Below are 20825 nucleotides of genomic sequence, written 5' to 3' on the forward strand. Positions count from 1 at the left end.
CGACACGCAGGGACGCGCGGGGCTGTGTCGCGCGATCGCGGGACCCCGCGCGGTGACTCGTCAGGACACGGGGACACTGGCCGCCCTCTCGTATATAAACGCTCGCGTCAGCCGATCTCCCGGCGGCGTCCCTTCGGCACCTGCGAGCGGAGTTCGTCGTAGAGATAGAGGCCGACACCGATCGGTTCCAGTTCGCCCGCGAGGTCGTGGGTCACGATCAGGTACCCCCAGTCGCCGTCCCACCCGGGCTCGACTGTCTCGCCCGCGACGAACCGTCGCGCACGCTCCTCGTCCAGGTGGACGACGTTCCTCGTCGCGTGTCGCCCGAACCGCTGGACGGCGTCGGTGGTGGGCTTCCAGTGCTCCTGTCTGACGCGCAGGAAGGTCATCCCGAGCGCCTCCACGGCCGCGGGTGCGGGGACGTCGCCCGCGAACGCCCAGAGCTTCCCCGCGCCCTTCTCCCAGAAGGTGTAGCCGTCGAAGGTCGCCGGCGGGACGCCGAAGCGCTCCTCCCAGAAGTCGAGGACCGCCCGACGGGAGGGACGCCCCTCGACCTCGCGCTCGGCGTCCGTCTCCGGGACGCGGTCGAACTCGTGGCTCCGATTTTCGCGGGGGGCCGTCACGCGCCCACCTCCAGCTTCGCGCAGAAGAACCCGCCCGTGTCGTTGAGGTGCGGGTAGACGCGCCTGGCGTGGCGCACCGAGTCGTCGTACCGCTCGCCCTCCCACTCGGTGACGCCGGGGCGCGTCTCGAGGTCGACCTCGAAGGGGACGAGCCGACAGTCCTCCTCGCGGAGGACGGCGTCGAGGACGCCCTCGTTCTCCTCGGGGGCGAACGTGCACGTCGAGTAGACGACGGTGCCGCCCGACCGGGTCACCTGCACGGCGCGCCGGAGGATCGCCCGCTGGATGCCGGCGATCGAGCGGACGTGACCGAGGCTCCAGTCGTCGAAGGCATCGGGGTTCTTCCGGATCGTCCCCTCGCAGGAGCAGGGGACGTCCACGAGCGCGCGGTCGAACGGCTCACCCCTGAACGGCTTCAGCGAGAGGTTCCGCGCGTCGCCGTTGGTGACCACGAGGTTCGTCACGCCGCAGCGCTCCGCGTTTGACCGGAGGGCGGAGAGCCGCCCGAGGTTGTTGTCGTTGGCGACGAGCGTGCCCTCGTCGTCCATCAGCGCGGCGAGCTGGGTCGTCTTGCTCCCCGGGGCGGCGCAGGGGTCGAGCACCCGCTCGCCCGGCTTCGGGTCGAGGACGACCGCGGGAAGGGCGCTCACCTCCTCCTGACCGTAGAGCCAGCCGTGGAAGTAGGGCCAGGAGGTGCCGGGACTCCGCGAGTCGAGCCGGAGGAGTTCGGGCAGCCACTCGACCCGCTCGAAGCCGTGGCCGCCGTCGGCGAGCGCCCGCGCGGCGCGCTCGACGGTGGTCTTGATGGTGTTGACCCGGACCACCGAGGGGAGCGGCCGCTCGCAGGCCGCCCGAAAGGCCTCGACGTCGTCGACGAGCGGTTCGTAGCGCGCAAGAACCATGTCCCCCCCTGGCCGCGCCGCAGTTTGTGCGTTTCCATCGACCTCGACCGGCGCCGAGGCGCGCGGGTACGCGGGGGCATAGCGTTAACCCGCGCCCGACCGTGTGGCCCCACATGGCACATATTGCCGTCAGAACGGACCTGTCGCTGTCGAGTCCGACCCTCGTCGAGGGGCTCCCGGGCGTCGGGCTCGTCGGAAAGATCGCCGCCGACCACCTCGTGGACACGCTCGGCATGACTCACTACGCCGACGTCCACTGCGAGGGGATCCCCCGCGTCGCCGTCTATCACGGCGAGTCCTCCGAGGTGAAGCCGCCGGTCAGGCTCTACGCCGACGAGGAGCGCGACTTGCTCGTCCTCCAGAGCGACGTCCCCGTCTCGCCCCAGAGCGCGACCGACTTCGCGAGCTGCATCGTCGGCTGGCTGGACGAGCACGACGTGACGCCCCTGTTTCTCAGCGGGCTCCCCTCGGAGAAGGACTCGGGCACGCCCGAACTCTACGGCGTGTCGACCGGCGACGGCGAGCGGCTGCTCGACGAGGGGGGCATCGTCCCGCCCGCCGAGAGCGGGTACGTGAGCGGCCCGACCGGCGCGCTCCTCTACGAGGCGTGCCAGCACGGCCTCGCCGGCGTCGGGCTCATCGTGGAGGCCGATCCGCAGTTCCCCGACCCCGAGGCCGCCCGGGTCATCCTCAAACACGGCGTCGGTCAACTGCTCGACGTGGAGGTTAACACGGACCGGCTGGTCGAGCAGGCGGAGGAGATCAGGGACGCCCGCGAGCGCCTCGCCCAGCGGATGCAGCAGGCGGCGGACGAGAGCACGCAGGCCCAGCCCCTGCGGATGTTCCAGTGATCGCCCCTACCTCGTCTGCCTCGTCTCGGCCTCGGGTCCGGGCTCGCGCTCGAACTCGGTCGCGCACCACGGGCAGAAGTCGTACTCGGCGTCGATAGTCCGACGGCAGTCGGGACAGCGGAACTCGTCTCCCCCGCTCGCCGTCGCCCCCGACGAGGACGCGGCCGACGCGGTCGCCCGATCGCGGTCGTGGGCGGCCAGCCGGTAGGCGTCGAGCATGCTGAACGCCGTCACGGCGATGATGGCCAGCGCCGCGCTCAGCGGGAGGTTCCGCTGGGCCCGGAGGATGGCGTCGATCCCGCCGCCGCCGTCGAGCACGTTCGGCGGGACGACCAGCACGGCCGTCGCGACCGTGAGCAGGAACCACAGCAGCGCTCGCAGCCACTCCCGGAGGTAGACGTGCCCCAGCCCGGGGTAGACGAACGCCAGCGCGACCGCGAACAGGGGGCGACGCTTGCTCACCATCGGCACTCTACAGCGAACGCATATGAGCGTTATGCCCCGGTTTCGCGGCGAGTCGGTCTATTCGAGCGCCTCCACCAGCCCCCGGAGCGTCGCGAGGTCGTACTGCCCCGGGGCCGTCGCGTCGGCGGGGGCGACGGGCGCGTAGCCGATGCGCGAGCCGTACACCGGCGCGACGGCGCGGGAGTGTCGCCCCGCCTCGCCCATCGCCATCGTCGCCACGCGACGGCCCGCCTCCGTCTGGGCGTGGGTGAGCGCGAGCAGGCGGAGCACGTCGGCGCGGGACTCGGCCGTCACCGCCAGCTTACCCACGTCGCCGAACTCGAGCGCCTGACCGAGCAGCCGCGACATCTCGGCGCGGGCGGGCGTCTCCTCGAAGTCGTGCACCGAGACGACCACCGCGACGTCCCGCTCGCGGGCGCGCTCGACGACGCCGACGCCGTCGCCCGCCGCGATGGCCGCGAGTTCCACGTCCACGGCCTCGACGCGGGGGTGCTCGATGGCCTCCCGGAGCGCGTCGACGCGCGCGTCGTCGTCGGCCGCCTCGCCGCCCTCCCACTCGACGCGGTTCGTGGCGAGGATCGGAAGCTCGCCGTCGTAGCCGTCGAGGGCGGCGAGGGGGTCGGCCGCGAGGTCCATGCGAAACTCGACGGCGTCGGCGTGCTCGCGGGCGGCGCGCTCCCCGCCGAGGTCGGATAGGCTCGCCGCGAGGACGAACGAGTCGAAGTCCATGGGCGGGCTTGCACCGGCGGGGTCAAAACTCGACCGGCGCGTGCGCGCAACGGTAGCCCGCGTCCGTCGTCTCGACCGACTCGACGGCGTAGAGGCGAACCCGCCGCTCCTGGCGGGTCATCACCGCGAAGTCGTAGTGATCGGCCTCGTACGAGAGGTCGTCCCGCCCCGCGGCGAACGCGCGGTGGCGATCGAGGCGCTCGCGGGCGCGCTCTCGCGAGCGGGCGGGAAGGTCCGTGATCCGCTCGTCGAACGCCTCGACGAGCGTCGCGTCGAGTTCGTAGCCGACCGAGTCGCGGGCCGCGAGCATCGCCGCGAGCGTCGTCGTCCCCGTCCCCCAGAAGGGATCGAGGACGGTGTCCCCGCGCGTCGAGAACATCCGGACGAGGCGCAGCGGGAGCGCGAGCGGGTACGCCCCCGAGCGCTCGCGGGTCTCCTCGTCCGGCGCGAGCGCCTGGGACGTCCCGTTGAACGTCCAGAGGTCCGAGAACCACTCGTTTCGCTCCTCCCAGAAGTAGGCCGCCTCGTAGCGGTCGTCCGCGCCCGGTTCGAGCCGCCGCGGGCCGCCGTTCCGGAGGACGAGGACGTGCTCGTGTTCGAGCGTCGGGTAGGCGTTCGGCGGGAGCATCCCCGACCCCATGAACTTCGTCCCGCGGTTCACGGGCTTGCGCCAGAGCACGCCCGGAAGCTGGGTCAGCCCGCGCTCGCGCAGTCGCCGGACGATCTCGACGTGGTTCGGGTAGAGCGCGAACTCCCCGACGGTGCGCGTGGCGTCGCCCACGTTGACGCAGGCGATGCCGCCCGGCGCGAGCACGCGCGCGAGCTCCGCCCACGCGTCGTCGAGCGCGGCGTGCATCAGGTCGAACGCCCGATCGCCGTCGCCCGCGTCGAGGGCCTCCCCGACGGCGGGATCGAGGGCGGCGAACTGCCCGTCCCACATCTCGATCATCGGGTACGGCGGGGAGGTGACGACGAGGTCGACCGAGTCGTCGGGGAGCGCGAGGTCGCGGGCGTCGCCGACGCGGAGGACGTGCTCGGTCTGCATGGACGAGAGGTTTACCGGCGGCGTCTAGTGTCTTGTGGTCGCGTGAGCGCCAGCGAACGCGATCAGAGAGCGAGTCACACGAGCGACCGTGGTCGCGCGAGCAGCGCGAGACGGCGATGCCGTCTCGCGGGCCATGCGGGCGACCCGAATGTCGCCCGCAGACGAAGCGAACGCGATCAGGGAGCGACCGGCAGGAGCGAGGGCCGTGGCGGACGCTGGACGCGGGAAGAGCAGCCGTGAAAACCGACCTAGACCGGGATGTCCTGCTCGGCCTCGAGGAGTTCGTGGTACCGGTTGCGGATGGTGACCTCGGAGATGTCCGCGACCTCGCTCACCGCGGCCTGGGTCGTCTTCTCGTTGGTCAGCAACGCGGCGGCGTAGACGGCGGCCGCGGCGAGCCCGACGGGGGACTTCCCGGAGTGGACGCCCTTCTCCTTCGCGTTGCGGAGGAGGCGGCGCGCGCGGTTCTCGGCCTCGTCGCTCAGGCCGAGCGCGCTGGCGAAGCGCGGGACGTAACTCTCCGGATCCGCCGGTTTCACCTCGAGTCCGAGTTCCCGCACCACGTAGCGGTAGGTGCGCGCGATCTCGCTCTTCTCGACGCGGGAGACGTCCGCGATCTCGTCGAGGCTGCGGGGGACGCCGGCCTGGCGCGCCGCCGCGTAGACGGCGCTGGTGGCGACGCCCTCGATGGAGCGGCCGGGCAGGAGGTTCTCGTCGAGCGCGCGGCGGTAGATGACGCTCGCCATCTCCCGGACGTTCTCGGGGAGGCCGAGCGCGCTGGCCATCCGATCGATCTCGCCCAGCGCCTGCTTGAGGTTGCGCTCCTTCGAGTCGCGGGTGCGGAAGCGCTCGTTCCACTTGCGCAGGCGCTGCATCTTCGCGCGCTGGCGCGATCCGAGCGAGTTGCCGTAGGCGTCCTTGTCGCGCCAGTCGATGTTGGTCGACAGCCCCTTGTCGTGCATCATGTTCGTCGTCGGCGCGCCGACGCGGGACTTCTTGTCCTTCTCCCGGGAGTCGAAGGCGCGCCACTCGGGGCCGCGGTCGATGCTGTCCTCCTCGACGACGAGGCCGCACTCGGCGCACACCGTCTCGCCGTGCTCCGTGTCGCTGATCAGGCTCCCGCCGCACTCCGGGCAGTCGAGTCCCTCTCGCTCGTCGGACTGTTCTTCTTCGGTCTGTCGTTCGCGCGTTCGCGTGTTCGAATCACTCATTGGTGAGGGCGTGTGCTATCCGGGCAGGAGAGACCCCCGAAAATCCCGGACAGTTGTCTGGTACGGTCCCTTAGCCCGAAAGCTTCTTAATGGTTCCGATACCGATTATATGAATCTCGCCCTCCGGGGGGAGCGAAAACGCCGAGCGGCGCGTACCGTTCGCTCTGGAGGACCGCTCCGTCCCCGTTTATTTACCGTGTCGCCGTCACTCCGCGATCCGGGGTCGTCAGTCCACCTCGACGCGCTCCACGTCGCGGCTCTCCTCGACCGCCGTCGCGAGCGAGACGTTGAGCGCGACGGTCGAGGCGACGCCCCCGGCGACGGTGATGACGTTCTTCACGGCGTGATCGACGATGGCCGCCCCGAACGCCGCGGCGAACCCGACGGGCGTCAACCCGACGACCAGCAGCGTGAACGCACCCTCGTAGAGGCCGACCCCGCCCGGCGACAGCGGGAGCACCTTGGCGAGGTTGCCGACGCTCACCGCGAAGAACCCGACGGCGACGAGGACGACCGGCGAGAGCCCCACGTCGAAGGCGACGAGGACGAGGAGCGCGGTGACGACGTCGAGCGTCCAGATCGCCAGGCTCGACGCCCCGATCCGGGCGAACGCCCGGGGGTCGCTCGCGACCGTCCCCACGTCGGCGACGAATCGCTCGATCACGTCGGCGACGTAGCCGGCGTAGGAGTCGGTGCTGACGCGGGCGACGGCGCGGCGGACGAGGGTTCCGTCGCCCCGCGCGCCGACGACCACGAGCCACACCGCGAGGAACGCGGCGACGGCCATCGCGGCCGAGACGGCGAGCGCCGTCTCGCCGCTCCGTCGGTAGGCCGCCGGAATCCCGTCGAGGCCCGAGGGGTCCGCCCAACCGGCAGCGGAGAGTCCGAACAGCACCGTTCCGGCGAGGACCGTGATGGTGAGCAGGTCGAAGACCCGTTCGACGGCGAGCGAGGCGAAGCCCGACGGGTAGGGGACGCCCCGCCTGACCTTCACCACGTAGGCGCGGACGGCATCGCCGGCGCGCGCCGGGAAGACGAGGTTCCCCGTCTGGCTGATGAACACCGCGCCGGTGAGGAAGCCGAGCGACGCGTCGTAGCCGAGTTCCGAGAGGATGTCGCGGTAGCGACCGCCGCGCAGCGGCCACGACAGCGCGTACGCGGCGGCCGCGAGGGCGACCGGGAGTGGGTCGGCCGCGCTCATCTCCGCGAGGACGGCCCCGAAGTCGATGTAGAGCGTCATCAGCGCGGTCGCGAGCGCGACGAGCAGGACGCCGCTCGCGACCGTCGCGCGGGGCGTGAGACGCGGGGCGACGGCGAGCTCCCACCAGCAGCGCAGGAGCTGACTCCCCATGCCGAGCACGTCGCGCACGAGGTCCACCTTCGTCTCCTCGCGCGGGATCCACTCCACGGGGAACTCCCTGATCCGATACCCCCGCCGCTGGGCGCGGACGAGCACTTCCGTGTCCCAGAACCAGTGCTCGTCCCGGACGTCGTCGAGGAGCGCGAAGAGCGCCCCGCGGTCGAACGCCTTGAACCCGCACTGGTGGTCGCGCAGGCGCGACCCGAGCAGGAGCCGAGCGGCGGCGTTGAACCCGCGACTCGGGACGGCGCGCTTCGCGGGGCGACCGACCACGTGTCCGGGGACGAGCCGCGACCCGGTCGCCACGTCGTACCCCGCAGAGCGGACGCTCTCGACCAGTTCCTCCAGGTGGTCCATCCCCGTCGCGAGGTCGGTGTCGAGGTAGACCAGCGTCTCGCCCTCCGCGAGGCGGAACGCCCGCACCAGCGCGCCGCCGCGGCCGAGGCGGTCGTCGGAGTGGACGTGCCGGACGCGGCGGTCGCCGCCGGCGATGCGCGCGGCGATCTCGGGCGTCCGGTCGTCGCAGCCGTCCTCCGCGACGAGCACCTCGAACGAGTCGGCCGGGAGAAACGAGGCGAGCGCCTCGAGGGTCCGCTCGACGGTCCGCTCGATCGTCGTCTCCTCGTTGTAGGCGGGGAGGACGACGCTCACCTCGGTCATTGATCGCCGGTCGGCACGGACGAATAAGTGCCTTGCCCATGGGTCACGAGACGGGACGGTCCCGACGGGAACGGGGTCAGTCGGCTCTCTCCGGCGTCCGGACGGTGGCGAAGTCCGCGAGATCGACGCCGGCGCGCTCCGCGGCATCCGCGACGGAGGCGAACGGCCGGTCCACGACGAGGTTGCCCGCGCGCTGCCGGCCCACCCCCGGAATCGCCGTCAGCTCGTCCATCGACGCGGCGTTCACGTCGAGCGGGTAGGGGACGCCCGTCACCGAGCGGTAGCCGTGGTCGGTCACCGCCACGTCGACCGTCGTCCCGAGGTCGCGCTCGCCCGGAATCGCCACGAGGAGCGGGTAGGTCCCCAGCTGACGACCGAACGTCCGGCCGTCCCTGTGGTACTCAAGGTGGACGTCGCGCAGGCGGGTGCCGACGGGCGCGACCCGCCGCAGCATCGGGTTGTCGATCTCCTCGCGCACCTCCCGCTTGTACCGCTTGAAGGGCTTCTTGTGTTCCTTGGCGATGGCCGACCCGGTCTTCGACATCTCGGTCCCCGCGAAGGCCATCACCTGCCGGATGTTAATTCGGCGGAGCATCAGCCCCTCGTCGTACACCCGCCGGAGGAACGCCTTGTTCAGCTCGTAGGTCTCCCGCCGCTCGCCCTTCAGCCCGTGCAGGAGGTTGATCCCCGGCAGGAGCTTCGGGAGGCGCGTCGCGTCCCCGTCCTCGGCGGGCGCGTCCCCCGCTCCCGGCCGCCACCCCGCCGCCTCGTTGACGATCCGGACCGCCTCGAAGCACTCCTCGGCGCTCACGTTGAGGTTGTTCTCCTCCTGGACGACGGGGTCGGCCGACTCCAGGCCGAAGGCGGCCGTGTCGCCGGGCGTGTTGTGCCGCGCGATCACCTCGATCCCCTCCCTCGACAGCTCCGGCCACCGCGCGATCGTGACCGGGTTCATGTTGTCGAGGTGGAGCGTCCCGAGGGCGGGAGCCACATCGCGGATCCCGCCGTAGAGCGCCCGGAGCGCGTCGGGGTTCGGCCGCTCGCCGTCGCCGCCGTAGGCGAGGATGTCGGCCTGCCGCCCCAGCCGGAAGTGCCGGACGCCACGCTCGTAGAGCGCCTCCACCTCCGCGACGACGGTCTCCGGCGGGCGGAAGGTGGCGTCGCCGTACAGCGGTTCGGTACAGAACGAGCAGCGGTAGGGACAGCCCCGCCCCGTCTCCAGTTCGGCGATGAGGTAGTCGGGGTGGTTGGGGTGATCATCGACGACGAACGCGCCGCGCTCGGCCCACCGCGTCACCTCCTCCACGTCACGCATACGGTTCCCGAACCCCTCCAGCCCGTTCGCCACGAGGTCGTGGGCGGCGGCCTCCACGTCCCCCTTGGCGACGAAGTCGTAGTCGAGGTCCCTGCGCTCCGTGTCGCTCGCGCCCTCGTTCTGCTCGCCGACGCCGAAGCGGACCGGCCCGCCCATCAGCGTCGTCCCCGTCGCGGTCCACGCCATGCGGCGCACCTCGTCGGGTTCGGCGGGCGTGCCGCCGACGTACTTACCGGGGACGGTCATCCCGCCGACGTAGACGAACAGGTCCGCCTCCTCCACGTCGCGCCACCGGCGCTGGTCCTCTCGGAGCGCGTCGATGGTGTGGTAGGTGATGCGCTCTTCGGGGACGCCGGCGTCCACCAGCGCGCCCGCGACGTAGCGCGGGTAGGTCGAGACGTACGGCGGGACGCCGAAGTGCGCCGGCTCGTCGACGTAGCCGTCCACGAGCGTCACGTCGAGCGTCGCCGGATCGGTCATTGGAGGGTGTGAGTGGACGAGCGCGTAAAACGGTGACTACCTGCTGCAGTCTGCGCTTCGACAGCCACCGACTCGAACGCCCTCGAGTCCACCAGGACGCACGTGTCGATCATTTGATCCGCGGTGCAGACCGGGCGAGCGTCGCCCTGGTGGACTGAAAGGGCGAGGGCTTTCGAGACGTTCGTGACGGGATCGATCGAACGTGTAGCACGGAAGTGTCCCGTGTTCGCTCCCTACCGGTTCAGCCGCCATCCCCGATAGCAGAGGACGGTCGCGAAGCTCACCCACGCGAGGTACGGGACGAGCAGCAGCGCCGCCCGCAGGCTGACGCGGGCGAACGCGACGACGGTCACCGCCACGGCGAGCAGCAGCGGGACGATCATCGCGAAGCCGACGAGGTAGGTGTTCCGCGCCCGCGAGCCGAAGGCGACGAACGACCACGCGACGTTCAGGCCGAGTTGCGCCGAGAAGAAGCCGACTGCGACCTTCCCCTCCGGGGTGTCGCCGGCGTCGCGCCACACGAGGTAGAGGGCGATACCCATCAGCGCGAACAGGACGTTCCAGACGAGCGGGACGACCCACCCCGGCGGCGCGATGTCGGGATCGACCGTCTCCCGCTCGTTCAGCGCGGCGACGTCCTCGCGGGTGACGATCCCCGGGACGATCCCCGCCAGTTCGCAGAAGGCGACGGCGAGCGCGAGCCCCGGCCAGTCCTCGCGCGAGAGCGCGCCCCGCGGCGCGTCGTCGCCCTTCGCGCGCGTCGTCGATCCGTTTCGGTGTACGGTCATCGGAACTCGCTCGCCCTACGACGCCCGCCCAGTTAGTACTGCGTGCGGTCGGCCCGTCCGTCGACCGTGTCGCGTCCATCGCACCGACGCGACGACCGACAGCGGCCTCACCTCACTCCGGTTCCACCGCCACGTCCATCCCCTCCACGATCCGGAAGTCCTCGTCCCCGTCGAAGCGCGTCGGGGCGAAGCCCACGATCCCCTCGCCGCCAAGCATCTCCTCGGCGATCACCTCGCCCAGCGCCGGCGCGCGCATGAAGCCGTGGCCCTGCCAGCCCGCGGCGACGTAGACCCCGGGCGCGCACTCCCCGAGGAGCGGGTCGCCGTCCGGCGTCGCCGTGCAGAGGCCCGCCCAGGCGCGCTCGACGGGGAGCGCCGTCGCCCCGCTCGCGCCGGACGCGTCCGCCCCCTCCGCGCCGAAGGCCTCCCCGAGCGCAGCCGACAGATATTCCGCGCAGTCCTCGACGAACCAGTCGTCGGCCCCGCGGTCCCAGTCGTCGGGGTCGCGCTCCACCGGTTCGGTGCCGTCGCCGACGAGCAGGCCCGCGCCGTACGGCCGGAGGTAGTAGCCCCCGGTGGCGTCGAAGAACATCGGGAGGTCGTCCCGCGCCGGCGTCGGCCCGGTGACGAGCGCCTGCACGCGGTAGGGCTTGAGCGGGACGGCGATCCCCGCCGCCGCGAGCACCCGTCGGGTGTGCGCGCCCGCCGCGACGAGCACCGCGTCGAACGCCTCCCGCCCGCCGTCCGTCTCGACGACCGGCCCCTCGTCCCCCTCGGTCCGCTCCCGGAGCGTCGCCGGCGTGCGCTCGCGGATGGTCGCGCCGGCCGCCCGCGCGCGATCGGCCATCGCGGCGGCGTAGCTCGCGGGGTCGGCGTGGCCCGCGTTCTCCGCGACGGCCGCGACCGCCACGTCGTCCGTTTCGAGCGCCGGAAAGCGATCCCCGAGGGCCGCGCCGGAGAGGAGCGACACGTCCCGGCCGTGCTCGCGCATCCGGCCGACCTGTTCGCGGATGGCCGCGGCGCGGCGCTCGTCGCCCTCGCGCGCCAGCCAGACGTACGGGCGGTCGGTGAACTCGAAGTCGCCGGTCCCCGAGAGCGTTCGGAAGCGTTCGAGCGCCCAGTCGCCCACGGCGGCGTCGGTGCGCTCGGCGTAGGCGTCGTAGCAGAGGCCAGACGCCCGCCCGCTGCTCCCCGAGGCGACGGACTCGCGCTCGAAGACGGTCACGTCCGCGCCGCGCGTCGCCAGGTCGTACGCGGCGGTGGTGCCGATCGCCCCCGCGCCGAGGACGGCAGTTCTCACTGGCGACCCCCGGCCGCGTCTCGGCGCGGCCGTACACCGGAACCGGGGCGTACGGCAGTTCTCACCGGCGACCCTCCGTCATCTCCCGGGATGACGGATCACCGGAACCGGGGAGGGCAGCAGTTCTCACCGGCGACCCCCGGCCGCGTCTCGGCGCGGCCGTACACCGGAACCGGGGCGGGCAGCGGTTCTCGTCGCTGCCTCTCCGGTGCTTCCCGTCGGGCGGAGCGTCGCGGTCGGTGCGGCGAGTCGCATACGGGACGCTCGCCGCGCCGCGGCTTAACTCGTCGCGAAATCGAACGACGGTGACCGCGCGGCGGAGGACGCGCCGTTCGGCGGGGCGACTGCGGTGGTGGCGGGGGGCGACCGCGCACCGCCGTCCTCGCCCCGTGGAATTGATTAGCGACCCGTTCGTAGCCGTGACTATGCCGAAGACGCTCGAGGTCAAGTGCACGAATTCGGAGTGCGAACTCGACATGTTCGAACTCCACTACACCTACGACATGCCCGACGACACCGCGGTCGGTGACTTCTCCTGTCCGTACTGCGGGTCGACCGACGATCTCGAGGAGATCGTCCTCTGAGCCCCGGTCGGGGCAACCGATAAGCCGCTCTCGTTCGAATCGGGGACCATGTTGAAGGACCTGAGCGAGCGAGTCGAGAGCGTCGTCCTCGACGGCGTGGGGAAGTTCTCCAGCCGCGTCCAGGAGCGCACCCCGCTGTCAGTCGACCTGCTCGAGAGCGAGGACGCCTACCTCGCGGTGTTCGACGCCCCCGGCGCGACCGGGGAGGACGTCGACGTTCGCTTCGACCAGAACACCGTCCGCGTCCGCATCGACCGCTTTCGCGACTACTACGAGAACTACGAGATGCGCATCCCCGGCCGGGGGCTCTCCCTCGACGCCTCGGTGGCCCTCCCGGAGAGCGTTGACGTCGACCCGCGGGCGGCGGAGGCGACGCTCGCGAGCAACGGCACGCTGCGGGTGCGGATCCCCAAGAGCGGTAGGGGGCGAGACGTCGCCGTCTCGACGGAGGAGGAGGTGGAGGGCGCGAACGCGGACACGAACGTGGACGTGAGCGCGGGCGCGAACCGGGAGGGGGGCGAGGCGACGGGGAGCGACGCCGCCGAGGGGAGCGCGGCGACGGATGTCCACTCTGACGCCCCCGGCGCGGACGTCGAGGGCGACGGACCGGACGGCGGAGAGGACGAAGACGACGAGCGCGGGGCCTGAAACCGCGGGCGACGCCCCGAACAGCGCCGTCCCTCCCCCTCGCTACGTGAACGCGCGTAGCCCGCGGGCCGGGTAGCAGACGACGGTGGTCGCGCCCGCCGCGCGGAGCGCGGCGACCTGCTCGCGCACCTCCTCCGCGGTCCCGACGAGCGCGAAGTCGCGCGCGGCGGCGAGCAGCACTTCGCGGGCGCGTCCCGTCGCCCGTCGGTCGGCGTGACCACCCTCGGGGAGCGCCCGAGCGACGGCCCGCCGGCGGGCGACGTACGCCCCCACCGCGTCGAGGATCGCGTCGTCGTCGTCGGTGAGCACGGTGGGCGCGTAGACGGCCACGTCGCCCTCGAAGCCGACGGTCCGGAGCGCGCGCAGTTCCCGCTCGGTGGTGCGGCCCAGGAGATCGTACTGGACGGGGGACGCGCCGGCGCGGCCGTCGCTCGAAGCGCCTCCGGACCCGTCTCCGGGTTCGGAGGTCGCCGCCAGCGCGAGGCGCTCTACGCCCTCGGTGCCGACCCAGGGCGCGGGCGACGGGTCGACGCCCGCGCCCTCGGCGATCCCGTCGAGCGCGGCCCGGAGGCGCGGGGCGATCGCCCGTTTCCGCTCGGCGTCGGCGAGGTACGCCGCGTTGCCCGCGACGAGCACCCGGCCGACGCCCTCGGGGAGGTCGGCGAGCGAGTCGTCGCCCAGTGGGTCGAACCCGTCCGCGCGGACGGGCGTGGTGAGGTAGACCGTCGACTCGGCGGCGAGTGCGCGCAGCGTCGCCGCGCCGGGCAGGTGTTCCCGCCCCTCGTAGTCGACGACGACGGTGTCGACGCCGAGCGAGAGCGCGTCGCGCACGTCGCACTCGGTGGGCTTCAGCGCGACGGCGTCGATGCCGGCGGCGGAGAGCGTCCGCTGGGTCAGCATCGCGTCACCCCGGTCACGCAGAAGTGTCTACAGTCGGTGCGGAACTCGATCAGCCGCGTGTGCGACCATGCGTGGGGGAGGTCCGTTCGTCGGATAAGGGTGTCGCTCGGCGCGAGTGTAGCGACCGCGCGGTCCGGACTCACCGCGTCGCCCGCGCGACGGCGTACATCAGGGCGGTGATGAGCCCGGCGTACCGGACGACGGCGGCGACGAACTCGAAGAACGCGTCGAGACCGAACGGGAACGCCGACCCGAGCAGCGAGAACGTGCCCGAGACGAGGAGGGTGACGGCGACGATCGCGCCGATTCGGACCGCGCCCTCCAGGAGCCACTCCGGGTCCTCGAATCTCCTTCGCATACGGAATTATTAGTCAGTCGCGTAAACACTCTTTCGATCGAGAGTGTGCGGGCGGTTCGAGTGTGAGTCAGACCGGGAAGTCCGCGTCGGGGTCCACCACCCGGTCGACCCCCTCGGGTTGCCGCCAGTCGGTGGCGAGTTCGAGGAACTGGACCAGCATCCGGCCCGTCGCGCCCCACACCGTGTAGCCGTCGACGCGGAAGAAGTGCAGCCTGATGTCCCCGTAGTGGGGGTGCTCGCGGCGCTCGGAGTCGTAGTTGTCGAGGTCGGTGAGGTCGGCGATCGAGAGGACGGCGATCTCGGCCACCTCGCGCTCGTCGGGCGCGTACTCGCGGTCGGGGATCCGGGCGACGAACGGCCGGACCGAGTAGCTGGTGACGGTGCGGATGTCGTCCAGGCGGCCGATCACCTCCACGTCGCCCGGGTCGAGGCCGATCTCCTCGTTCGCCTCCCGAAGGGCGGTCGCGAGGAGGTCGTCGTCGCCTGGTTCCCGACCGCCCCCGGGGAAGCTCATCTGCCCGGGGTGCTCGCCGAGGTGGTCGGCGCGCTTCGTGAAGAGGAGGTGCGGGCCGTCGTCGCGGGCGACGAGCGGCACCAGCACGGCCGCCTCGCGCTCCTCGTCGGTCACCTCGACCGGCTCGTGGGCGGCCACCCGCGACAGGTCCATACCCCCCTCTCGGACGGAATCGGCTTACGTCCTGCGCAAGCGCTCCGGTAGCAGCGCTCAGGGTTCGCGCGCGTCGTCGAGCCGACGGCGGGCGTCTCCCAGGTCGATCGGCCCCCACGCCTCGAGGTCGTAGCTCGCGTCGAGCAGGCGGGCGACCGCGGCGTCGTCCCCGTCGGCGAGCGCCCGGGCGGTCTCGGCGCGGAACCGCTCCTCGACGGTGCGCGCGACGGCGTCGCGGTCGGGCGAGCGGGGTTCCACGTCGAGGATGTGGGGGAGGTCCGCCGCGCCCTCGGGGAGGGCCGGGAACGCGGCGGGGCCGGGCACCAGCCGGCCGTCGTGGGCGACGAGTTCGTAGTCGGCGAGCGCCCGCTCGATTATCCGCGCGTCGGGCGGGTCGGCGTCCCGCTTGAACGCGAGTTCCGCGAGCGCGCGGTCGAGTTCCTCGCGGGTGAGCGCGCCGAAGAGGTCGACGACGCCCGCGAGGTCGTCGCCGTCGAGGTCGATCGGGTCGCTCACGCGACCCCCTCCAGGTCCTCGCGCGCCGCCTCGCTGACGGCCGCGGGCGCGATCGGCGCGTCGTCCCAGGCGGGGAGGCGGTCGTCCGCGCCCGGCGGGCGGACGGCGTCGGCGTAGGCCGCCACCTGCTCGCGCTCCTCTCCCCGATCGTAGTCGAGGCCGTTGAACGCGGCGTCCGCGGCGTACTGCTCGACGAGCGTCGCCGCGGCCTCGCGGTAGGTCCCGCGGAGCGCGTCGAACTCGGGTCGGACGCCGGCGTCGGCGAGCGCGTGGAGGAGCGCCGCGCCCACCTGCTCGCTCATGTCGCCCAGCCCGCTCGGGCCGGAGACGGCGCGGTGGTCGTGCTCGTGGACGCCGAGGTCGACCTGTGCGGTGCCGGCGAAGCCCGCCTCGCGGAAGGCGTCGCCGAGCGTGCCGACCTCGAGCCCCCAGCCGCGGGGGACCCGGAATCGCCGGACGAGCGACCCGCTGGCGGCGAACTCCCCGGAGAGGGCGTAGCGGAACGCGTCGAGATAGTCGACGAGCGGCGCGTCGTGGCGCTCGGCGAGCGCCCGGACGAGCGGCGCGTAGAACAGCCTGAAGAGTCGCCCGTAGAGGCGGTCGTTCTCGACGCGGGCGTAGTACCCCTTCGAGAAGTCGTGGCCGCGTTCGAGCGGGAAGAGCAGGCGGCGCACGTGGCGCTCGGAGTACCCCTTCGCGTCCGCGTCGTGGACGACGACGAACTGCTCGCTCGCGGCGGCGACCCCGAGCGCCAGCCAGACGTCCCGTCCCTTCCCCCGCGCCCCGTCGAGGCCGGCGTCGGCGAGCAGCGCCCCGACGCCCGGCCCGTCGCACCAGAGCACCTCGCAGGAGAGGTCGTATCCGGAGAGCCAGTCGCGGACCGCGCCGACGCGCCCCTCGCCCGCCCGGAGGGCGACGACGACGCGACCCGGGTCGAGCCGTTCGAGCGTCGCGAACGTGCGCTCGGCGGCGAGGCTGGCGTGCTCGCGCTCGGTCATCGGAACGACCACCGCCGCCCGGTCCACGGGCGCGTCGGGGACGGGGTCGGCGAAGTCGTGGAGCGTCGTCACGCGCTCCTGTACGTATTCCATCGGAAGTGGATCGGAGCCGCCGACCCAAAAGTTCCGTCGTGTCGCTCCGAGCGGTCAGTGCTTGACCGGAGCGCCCGTCGCCGGGAGTCGCCCGTCGGCGTAGAGGCCGAACAACCCTCCCATCGCGAGCAGGAGGACGAGCGCGGCACCCCGCGTGAGCGGGTCCCAGCCGAACCCCGCGTCCCGGACGACGCCGAAGGCGATCGACCCGCCCGCCTGCGGGAGCATCATCGTCCCGCTGAAGACGGCGTACGTGCTCGCGCGGTGCTGGTCGGGCACCGACCCGAGGATGTAGGTGTCCGTCGCCGGGAAGAGGCAGTGGACGACGAAGCCGACGACCGCTGTAAGGGCGACGACGGCGACCAGCCCCGAGACGCTCGTGAGCGCGAGCAGCGAGAGCGCGAACGCGACCGAGATGCCGATGATGAACGGCACCGTCGGGAGTCGCTCGGCGAGATCCCCGCCCACGACGAACGCGGGGATGCCCGACGCGAACAGCACGGTGAGCAGCGCGTTCGCCATCGGCTCGGAGAGCGACTTCGCCTGCATCATGTAGATGACGTAGAAGTTGAACACGCCGTTCCAGACGAAGCCCGTGAGGCTGACGAAGGCGATACCCGCGACGATGATGCGCCACTGCGCGCGCGCCGCCCCGAGGAGGTCGCGGTCGGCCCTCCCCGCCTCGGGCAGGGCCGTCCGCCGCCCCACGAGGTAGATGGCGACGGTGACGGCGGCGGTGACGGCGGCGATGACGTAGAAGGTCGCCCGCCACGATCCGAACGCGAGGACCGCGATGACGAACGGCGCGGCCCCGACGGCGGCGAACTGGCTCGCCGCGCCGTGGACGCCGAGGACGCGACCGACCCGACGCGGGAAGAGTTCGCTCAGCAGCGGCCCGGCGGCGATGAAGTACGGGCCGCTCGCGAGCCCCATGCAGAACGCGCCGACCATGATGACCCGCACGGAGGGCGCGACGGCGGCGAGCAGCGCCGATCCGGTGAGCAGGACGCCCGACCCGACGACGACGGTCATCCGGGAGGTCTTCGTGAGGAGGTACCCTGCCGGAAACCTGGGGCTCGCGCTCCCGAACCACGCCAGAGCCGTGATGATGCCGAGCGTCGCCTCCGTGACGCCGAACGTCTGCTGGAGGGGGACGAGGAGCGGGGCGTAGATGACCCGGGCGAGGTTCACGAGAAAGACCATCGCGCACAGCGACCCGAACAACTGACGACGAGACACACCTCCGAGTTCCGCCCGGATCCGTTCAAACCTTCCGGAAGCGGGCACTACCTACCGGAATCCGCGCCAGCGCGTGTCACGGATCGGCGGTCGAGTGCTACTCCCGCTACTCCCGGACGATCGCCCCGTCGAGGTACGCCCGCGTCCTGTCGGTCGTCGCCGCCATCCGCTTCAGGTAGGTGACGACGCGCTCGCCGTCCTCGACGGCGTCCGCCTCGACGACGACGTGGATGCCCTGCTCCCGGAGGTGCGCGAGCAGCGCCTCGACGACGGCCGGCGGCCCCCGGACGGTGTGGCGCTGGCCCGCGAGATCGCCGTCGGCCACCGCCTCGAACGTCTCGGCCATCGGTTCGAGGATCGCCTCGCCGACCGCCCGGGCGCGCTCGGCGCGCGTCGGCGCGTCCTCGCCCCACTCCACCGACTGGAACGCCTCCCGGACGAGCCGCCGGAACACGAAGTCCCGGCCGTAGTCGAAGGGGACGGAGAAGGCGTACGCCAGGTCGCCGCGGTTGGCCGCGCTCGTCGTGTACTTGAGCAGCCTCGAGCCGTCGAGCGACTTCGTCACCACCCCCTCGCGACCCTCGGCGTCGAGGCGGTCGACGATCGAGCGGAGTTCGGCGGCCGACCCCTCCGGACGGTACGTCCCGAACTGCCGGACCGAGGGCAGGTCGAACGCCGCACAGCGCTCCCGGCGCTCCGCGACGGGGAGGGGCGCGCCGGTCGTTCGGTCCCGGACGTCGAACACCCGGAAGGCGAGCGATTCGACCTCCGGGTAGTCGTGGGTGGTGTAGGGGTTCTCGGGGCCGATCGCCTCCGCGCAGAGCATCGACTCGGGGTGCGCGTCGAAGTACGCCTCGACGGGGAGCCGATCCCGCGCCGCCCACGTCGTGAACGGGCAGAGCAGCCCGCCGCGCGTGAACGCGAGGACGTCCCCCTCGACGCGGACGACCCGGACGTTGTAGCCGTTCAGCTTCTCCTCGACGACGAACGGGCCGTCGAAGTGCCGGGGGACTCCCTCCCCGAGGACGAACGTCCGGGGCACCTTCGGGAACCCCCGAATCACGACGCCGTCGAGGAGCGCGGTCCCGCGTTCGAGCGACCCCCGGGCGTCCGGGAGCGCGCGGTAGCGCCGCCCCTCGTAGACCCGATCCTGGAAGTGCTCGGCGAGCGCCTCGAAGTCAGCACGAGACACCCCCAACGACTCGTGGTAACTCATGGCACGAACGTACCGCCCGCAGGGACAAAAGCGAGTCGTCGGCGAGTGCGGCGCGCCGGCCACGTCCGCCTCGCCGCGGGTATGATATATCTCCCCGGGACGCGAACGGGTACCACGCATGGCCGACTACCCGCTCAGACAGCGATTCGTGCTGGATACGTCGGCGTTCCTCACCAACGAGATCCGGCGGGAGGACGAGACGCTCGCGGAGGCGCTCGACCGCCTGCTCGACGCCGTCGCGGCGGCGAAGCTGACGCTCAACATCTCCTGTTACATGCCGCCGTCGATCCACCGCGAACTGACGACCATCCTCGCGGACCGCGACGTGTCCGACGAGACGATCTCGAAGCTCAACACCTGGGTCATCCGGAAGAACCCCGCGCGCTACGAGGTGTCGGTCCCCGCGGAGATCGTCTACCGGTTCGTAGAGGAGATGAACGACCGCGTGGACCGCGGCCTGCGCGTCTCCGAGGAGGCCGTCCGTCGCGCCGAACGGGCCCGCGCGGAGACCGTCGAGGATCACGACTACATGACCGGCGTGGACATCGTCATCTCGGACCTCCGCGAGAAGTACCGGGGGGCCCTGCGGCGGGGCGTCCTCGACTCACGGGAGGACTTCGACCTGCTCATCCTCGCGCGCGAACTCGACGCGGGCGTCGTCACCGAGGACCAGGGCATCATCAACTGGGCCGAGGAACTCGGCCTGCGCTACCTCCGCGGCCGGGAGTTCCCCGCGCTGCTGGAGGAGTACCTCCGGGCGGTCGACCGCTGAGCGGGAACTACTCGAACGTTCGGTCGAACGCCCGCGCGCCCATCGGCTCGAACGTCCCGGCGGCGAGGTTCTCCTCGAGGTGGTCGGGATCGCTCATCCCCACGAGCGAGCAGGTGACGCCGGGCGCGCTCCGCGCGAAGTTGATCGCGCGCTGGGCGGGCGTCTCCCCCGCGAGCTTCGCGTCGACGGCGTCGGGGATCGCCCCCTCGCGCGCGAGCTCCCCCTGCCCGAGCGACGCGCTGGTGAAGACGTTCAGGCCCGCCTCGTGGGCGAACCGGAGGGCGCTCTGGCGCCCCTCGACCGACTCGTGGGCCTCGACGGTGAACGCGTCCGCCATGTGGACGTTGAACGGGAGTTGGATCGCGCGGAGGTGCGTCGCCGCCGTCCCCGCCGCGTCGGAGGCGGCGCGGGCGCGGTTCACCACCTCGGCCAGCGACAGGTACGCGTCGTGGTCGGGCGGAACGCGGAAGCACTGCCAGGTGGCGACGCCGTAGTGGCGGACGTCGCCCGCGGCCGCGCGGTTCTCCAGCAGGGTGAACGCCTCCTCGAGCCGATCGTAGACCGCCTCGCGGGAGTTCTCCTCCAACTGCGTCTCCGGATTGTGGACGTAGTAGAGATCGATCGTGTCGACGTCGAGGTTGGAGAGCGATCGGTCGAGCTGATCGTCGAGAAAGCCCGGCGCGATGCAGTGGATGCCCCGTGCGAGGTCGTCGGGATCGACGATCCCCCTGTCGACGTACTGCTCGCGTACGTACGCGGCGGGGTCGGCGGGACGGCCGTGGTCGAAGGGGACGAACCCACCCTTCGTCGCGAGCAGGACGGCCTCGCGGTCCACGTCGGCGTCGGCCAGCGCGCGACCCACCACTCGCTCGGAGCGCTGGGCGCGGTAGTTGATCGCCGTGTCGACGACGTTGATGCCGCTCTCGAGCGCGCGCACGGTCGTGTCGTGGTACGACTCGTCGACGGCGTCCGTCGGGTCGCCGAGGTAGGTGCCGAGGCCGACGCTCGACACCACGCCGTCGCCGAACCGGCGGAAATAGGTGCGGGCGAACCCGTCGAACGCGTCGCGATACGCCCACGTGCCGTTCTTCGTGGCCATACCTCC

At 72.0% G+C, this 20825-nt stretch carries 22 protein-coding genes; 4 read left to right on the plus strand and 18 right to left on the minus strand.

Annotation, left to right across the window (positions count from 1 at the left end; translation table 11 throughout):
• Positions 1–107: 107 nt before the first annotated feature.
• Together P1K31_RS08800 and P1K31_RS08805 are read right to left on the minus strand one after the other, a co-directional pair.
• Complete coding sequence (locus P1K31_RS08800) at positions 108–623, minus strand: DUF7122 family protein (RefSeq protein ID WP_276302959.1); 516 nt, start codon at positions 621–623, stop codon at positions 108–110.
• Positions 620–1525 (minus strand): RsmB/NOP family class I SAM-dependent RNA methyltransferase, encoded by a 906-nt coding sequence (locus P1K31_RS08805; RefSeq protein WP_276302960.1) that lies wholly within the window; start codon positions 1523–1525, stop codon positions 620–622. The genes P1K31_RS08800 and P1K31_RS08805 overlap by 4 nt, the downstream gene beginning before the upstream one ends.
• Positions 1526–1638: 113 nt before the next feature.
• Between P1K31_RS08805 and P1K31_RS08810 the strand changes: the two genes are divergently transcribed.
• Positions 1639–2376, plus strand: a complete 738-nt coding sequence (locus P1K31_RS08810; RefSeq protein ID WP_276302961.1) for a proteasome assembly chaperone family protein — start codon at positions 1639–1641, stop codon at positions 2374–2376.
• Between the two features lie 6 nt (positions 2377–2382).
• Here P1K31_RS08810 and P1K31_RS08815 read toward each other — a convergent pair whose 3' ends face one another.
• From P1K31_RS08815 to P1K31_RS08850, 8 genes are all read right to left on the minus strand, one after another.
• On the minus strand, positions 2383–2838 hold the full coding sequence (locus P1K31_RS08815) for a DUF7575 domain-containing protein (protein ID WP_276302962.1): 456 nt from the start codon (positions 2836–2838) through the stop codon (positions 2383–2385).
• 60 nt (positions 2839–2898) lie between these two features.
• A complete protein-coding gene (locus tag P1K31_RS08820) occupies positions 2899–3570 on the minus strand; it encodes a type I 3-dehydroquinate dehydratase (RefSeq protein WP_276302963.1) in 672 nt (223 codons plus the stop codon).
• Positions 3571–3592: 22 nt separating this feature from the next.
• Positions 3593–4615: a DNA-methyltransferase gene (locus tag P1K31_RS08825; protein WP_276302964.1), complete on the minus strand. Its 1023-nt coding sequence runs from the start codon at positions 4613–4615 to the stop codon at positions 3593–3595.
• A 248-nt stretch (positions 4616–4863) separates the two neighbouring features.
• Entirely contained in the window at positions 4864–5826 is a 963-nt protein-coding gene (locus P1K31_RS08830) for a transcription initiation factor IIB (RefSeq protein ID WP_276302965.1), read from the minus strand.
• Between the two features lie 226 nt (positions 5827–6052).
• The gene (locus tag P1K31_RS08835; protein ID WP_276302966.1) at positions 6053–7846 is read right to left on the minus strand and encodes a flippase-like domain-containing protein; all 1794 of its coding nucleotides are present in this window, start codon (positions 7844–7846) and stop codon (positions 6053–6055) included.
• 76 nt (positions 7847–7922) lie between these two features.
• Positions 7923–9641: a radical SAM protein gene (locus P1K31_RS08840; RefSeq protein ID WP_276302967.1), complete on the minus strand. Its 1719-nt coding sequence runs from the start codon at positions 9639–9641 to the stop codon at positions 7923–7925.
• 233 nt (positions 9642–9874) lie between these two features.
• Entirely contained in the window at positions 9875–10429 is a 555-nt protein-coding gene (locus P1K31_RS08845; protein ID WP_276302968.1) for a TspO/MBR family protein, read from the minus strand.
• Positions 10430–10541: 112 nt separating this feature from the next.
• Complete coding sequence (locus P1K31_RS08850; RefSeq protein ID WP_276302969.1) at positions 10542–11729, minus strand: NAD(P)/FAD-dependent oxidoreductase; 1188 nt, start codon at positions 11727–11729, stop codon at positions 10542–10544.
• Positions 11730–12154: 425 nt separating this feature from the next.
• On the opposite strand from P1K31_RS08850, the gene P1K31_RS08855 reads away from it, so the two are divergent.
• Together P1K31_RS08855 and P1K31_RS08860 are read left to right on the plus strand one after the other, a co-directional pair.
• Entirely contained in the window at positions 12155–12313 is a 159-nt protein-coding gene (locus tag P1K31_RS08855; protein ID WP_276302970.1) for a DUF7559 family protein, read from the plus strand.
• Positions 12314–12361: 48 nt separating this feature from the next.
• Complete coding sequence (locus tag P1K31_RS08860; protein WP_276302971.1) at positions 12362–12961, plus strand: Hsp20/alpha crystallin family protein; 600 nt, start codon at positions 12362–12364, stop codon at positions 12959–12961.
• Positions 12962–13003: 42 nt separating this feature from the next.
• Here the strand turns inward: P1K31_RS08860 and P1K31_RS08865 are convergent, their stop codons facing one another.
• From P1K31_RS08865 to P1K31_RS08895, 7 genes are all read right to left on the minus strand, one after another.
• Positions 13004–13861, minus strand: coding sequence for a DUF7388 family protein (locus P1K31_RS08865; RefSeq protein WP_276302972.1), 858 nt, complete (start codon positions 13859–13861; stop codon positions 13004–13006).
• A 139-nt stretch (positions 13862–14000) separates the two neighbouring features.
• Entirely contained in the window at positions 14001–14219 is a 219-nt protein-coding gene (locus P1K31_RS08870; RefSeq protein ID WP_276302973.1) for a hypothetical protein, read from the minus strand.
• 67 nt (positions 14220–14286) lie between these two features.
• The gene (locus tag P1K31_RS08875) at positions 14287–14886 is read right to left on the minus strand and encodes an NUDIX hydrolase (protein ID WP_276302974.1); all 600 of its coding nucleotides are present in this window, start codon (positions 14884–14886) and stop codon (positions 14287–14289) included.
• Between the two features lie 57 nt (positions 14887–14943).
• Positions 14944–15402 (minus strand): DUF7109 family protein, encoded by a 459-nt coding sequence (locus P1K31_RS08880; protein ID WP_379794330.1) that lies wholly within the window; start codon positions 15400–15402, stop codon positions 14944–14946.
• Positions 15399–16493 (minus strand): glycosyltransferase family protein, encoded by a 1095-nt coding sequence (locus P1K31_RS08885; RefSeq protein WP_276302975.1) that lies wholly within the window; start codon positions 16491–16493, stop codon positions 15399–15401. The genes P1K31_RS08880 and P1K31_RS08885 overlap by 4 nt, the downstream gene beginning before the upstream one ends.
• Positions 16494–16547: 54 nt before the next feature.
• Entirely contained in the window at positions 16548–17732 is a 1185-nt protein-coding gene (locus tag P1K31_RS08890) for an MFS transporter (protein ID WP_276302976.1), read from the minus strand.
• Between the two features lie 106 nt (positions 17733–17838).
• A complete protein-coding gene (locus tag P1K31_RS08895) occupies positions 17839–18948 on the minus strand; it encodes an RNA ligase (protein WP_276302977.1) in 1110 nt (369 codons plus the stop codon).
• A gap of 118 nt (positions 18949–19066) precedes the next feature.
• Here P1K31_RS08895 and P1K31_RS08900 point away from each other — a divergent pair, with 118 nt between their 5' ends.
• Complete coding sequence (locus P1K31_RS08900; RefSeq protein WP_276302978.1) at positions 19067–19720, plus strand: RNA ligase partner protein; 654 nt, start codon at positions 19067–19069, stop codon at positions 19718–19720.
• A gap of 7 nt (positions 19721–19727) precedes the next feature.
• Here the strand turns inward: P1K31_RS08900 and P1K31_RS08905 are convergent, their stop codons facing one another.
• A complete protein-coding gene (locus tag P1K31_RS08905; protein WP_276302979.1) occupies positions 19728–20819 on the minus strand; it encodes an aldo/keto reductase in 1092 nt (363 codons plus the stop codon).
• Positions 20820–20825: the final 6 nt, after the last annotated feature.

This window comes from Halomarina halobia, assembly GCF_029338575.1.
In the GTDB taxonomy this organism is placed as follows: Archaea; Halobacteriota; Halobacteria; order Halobacteriales; family Haloarculaceae; genus Halomarina; species Halomarina halobia.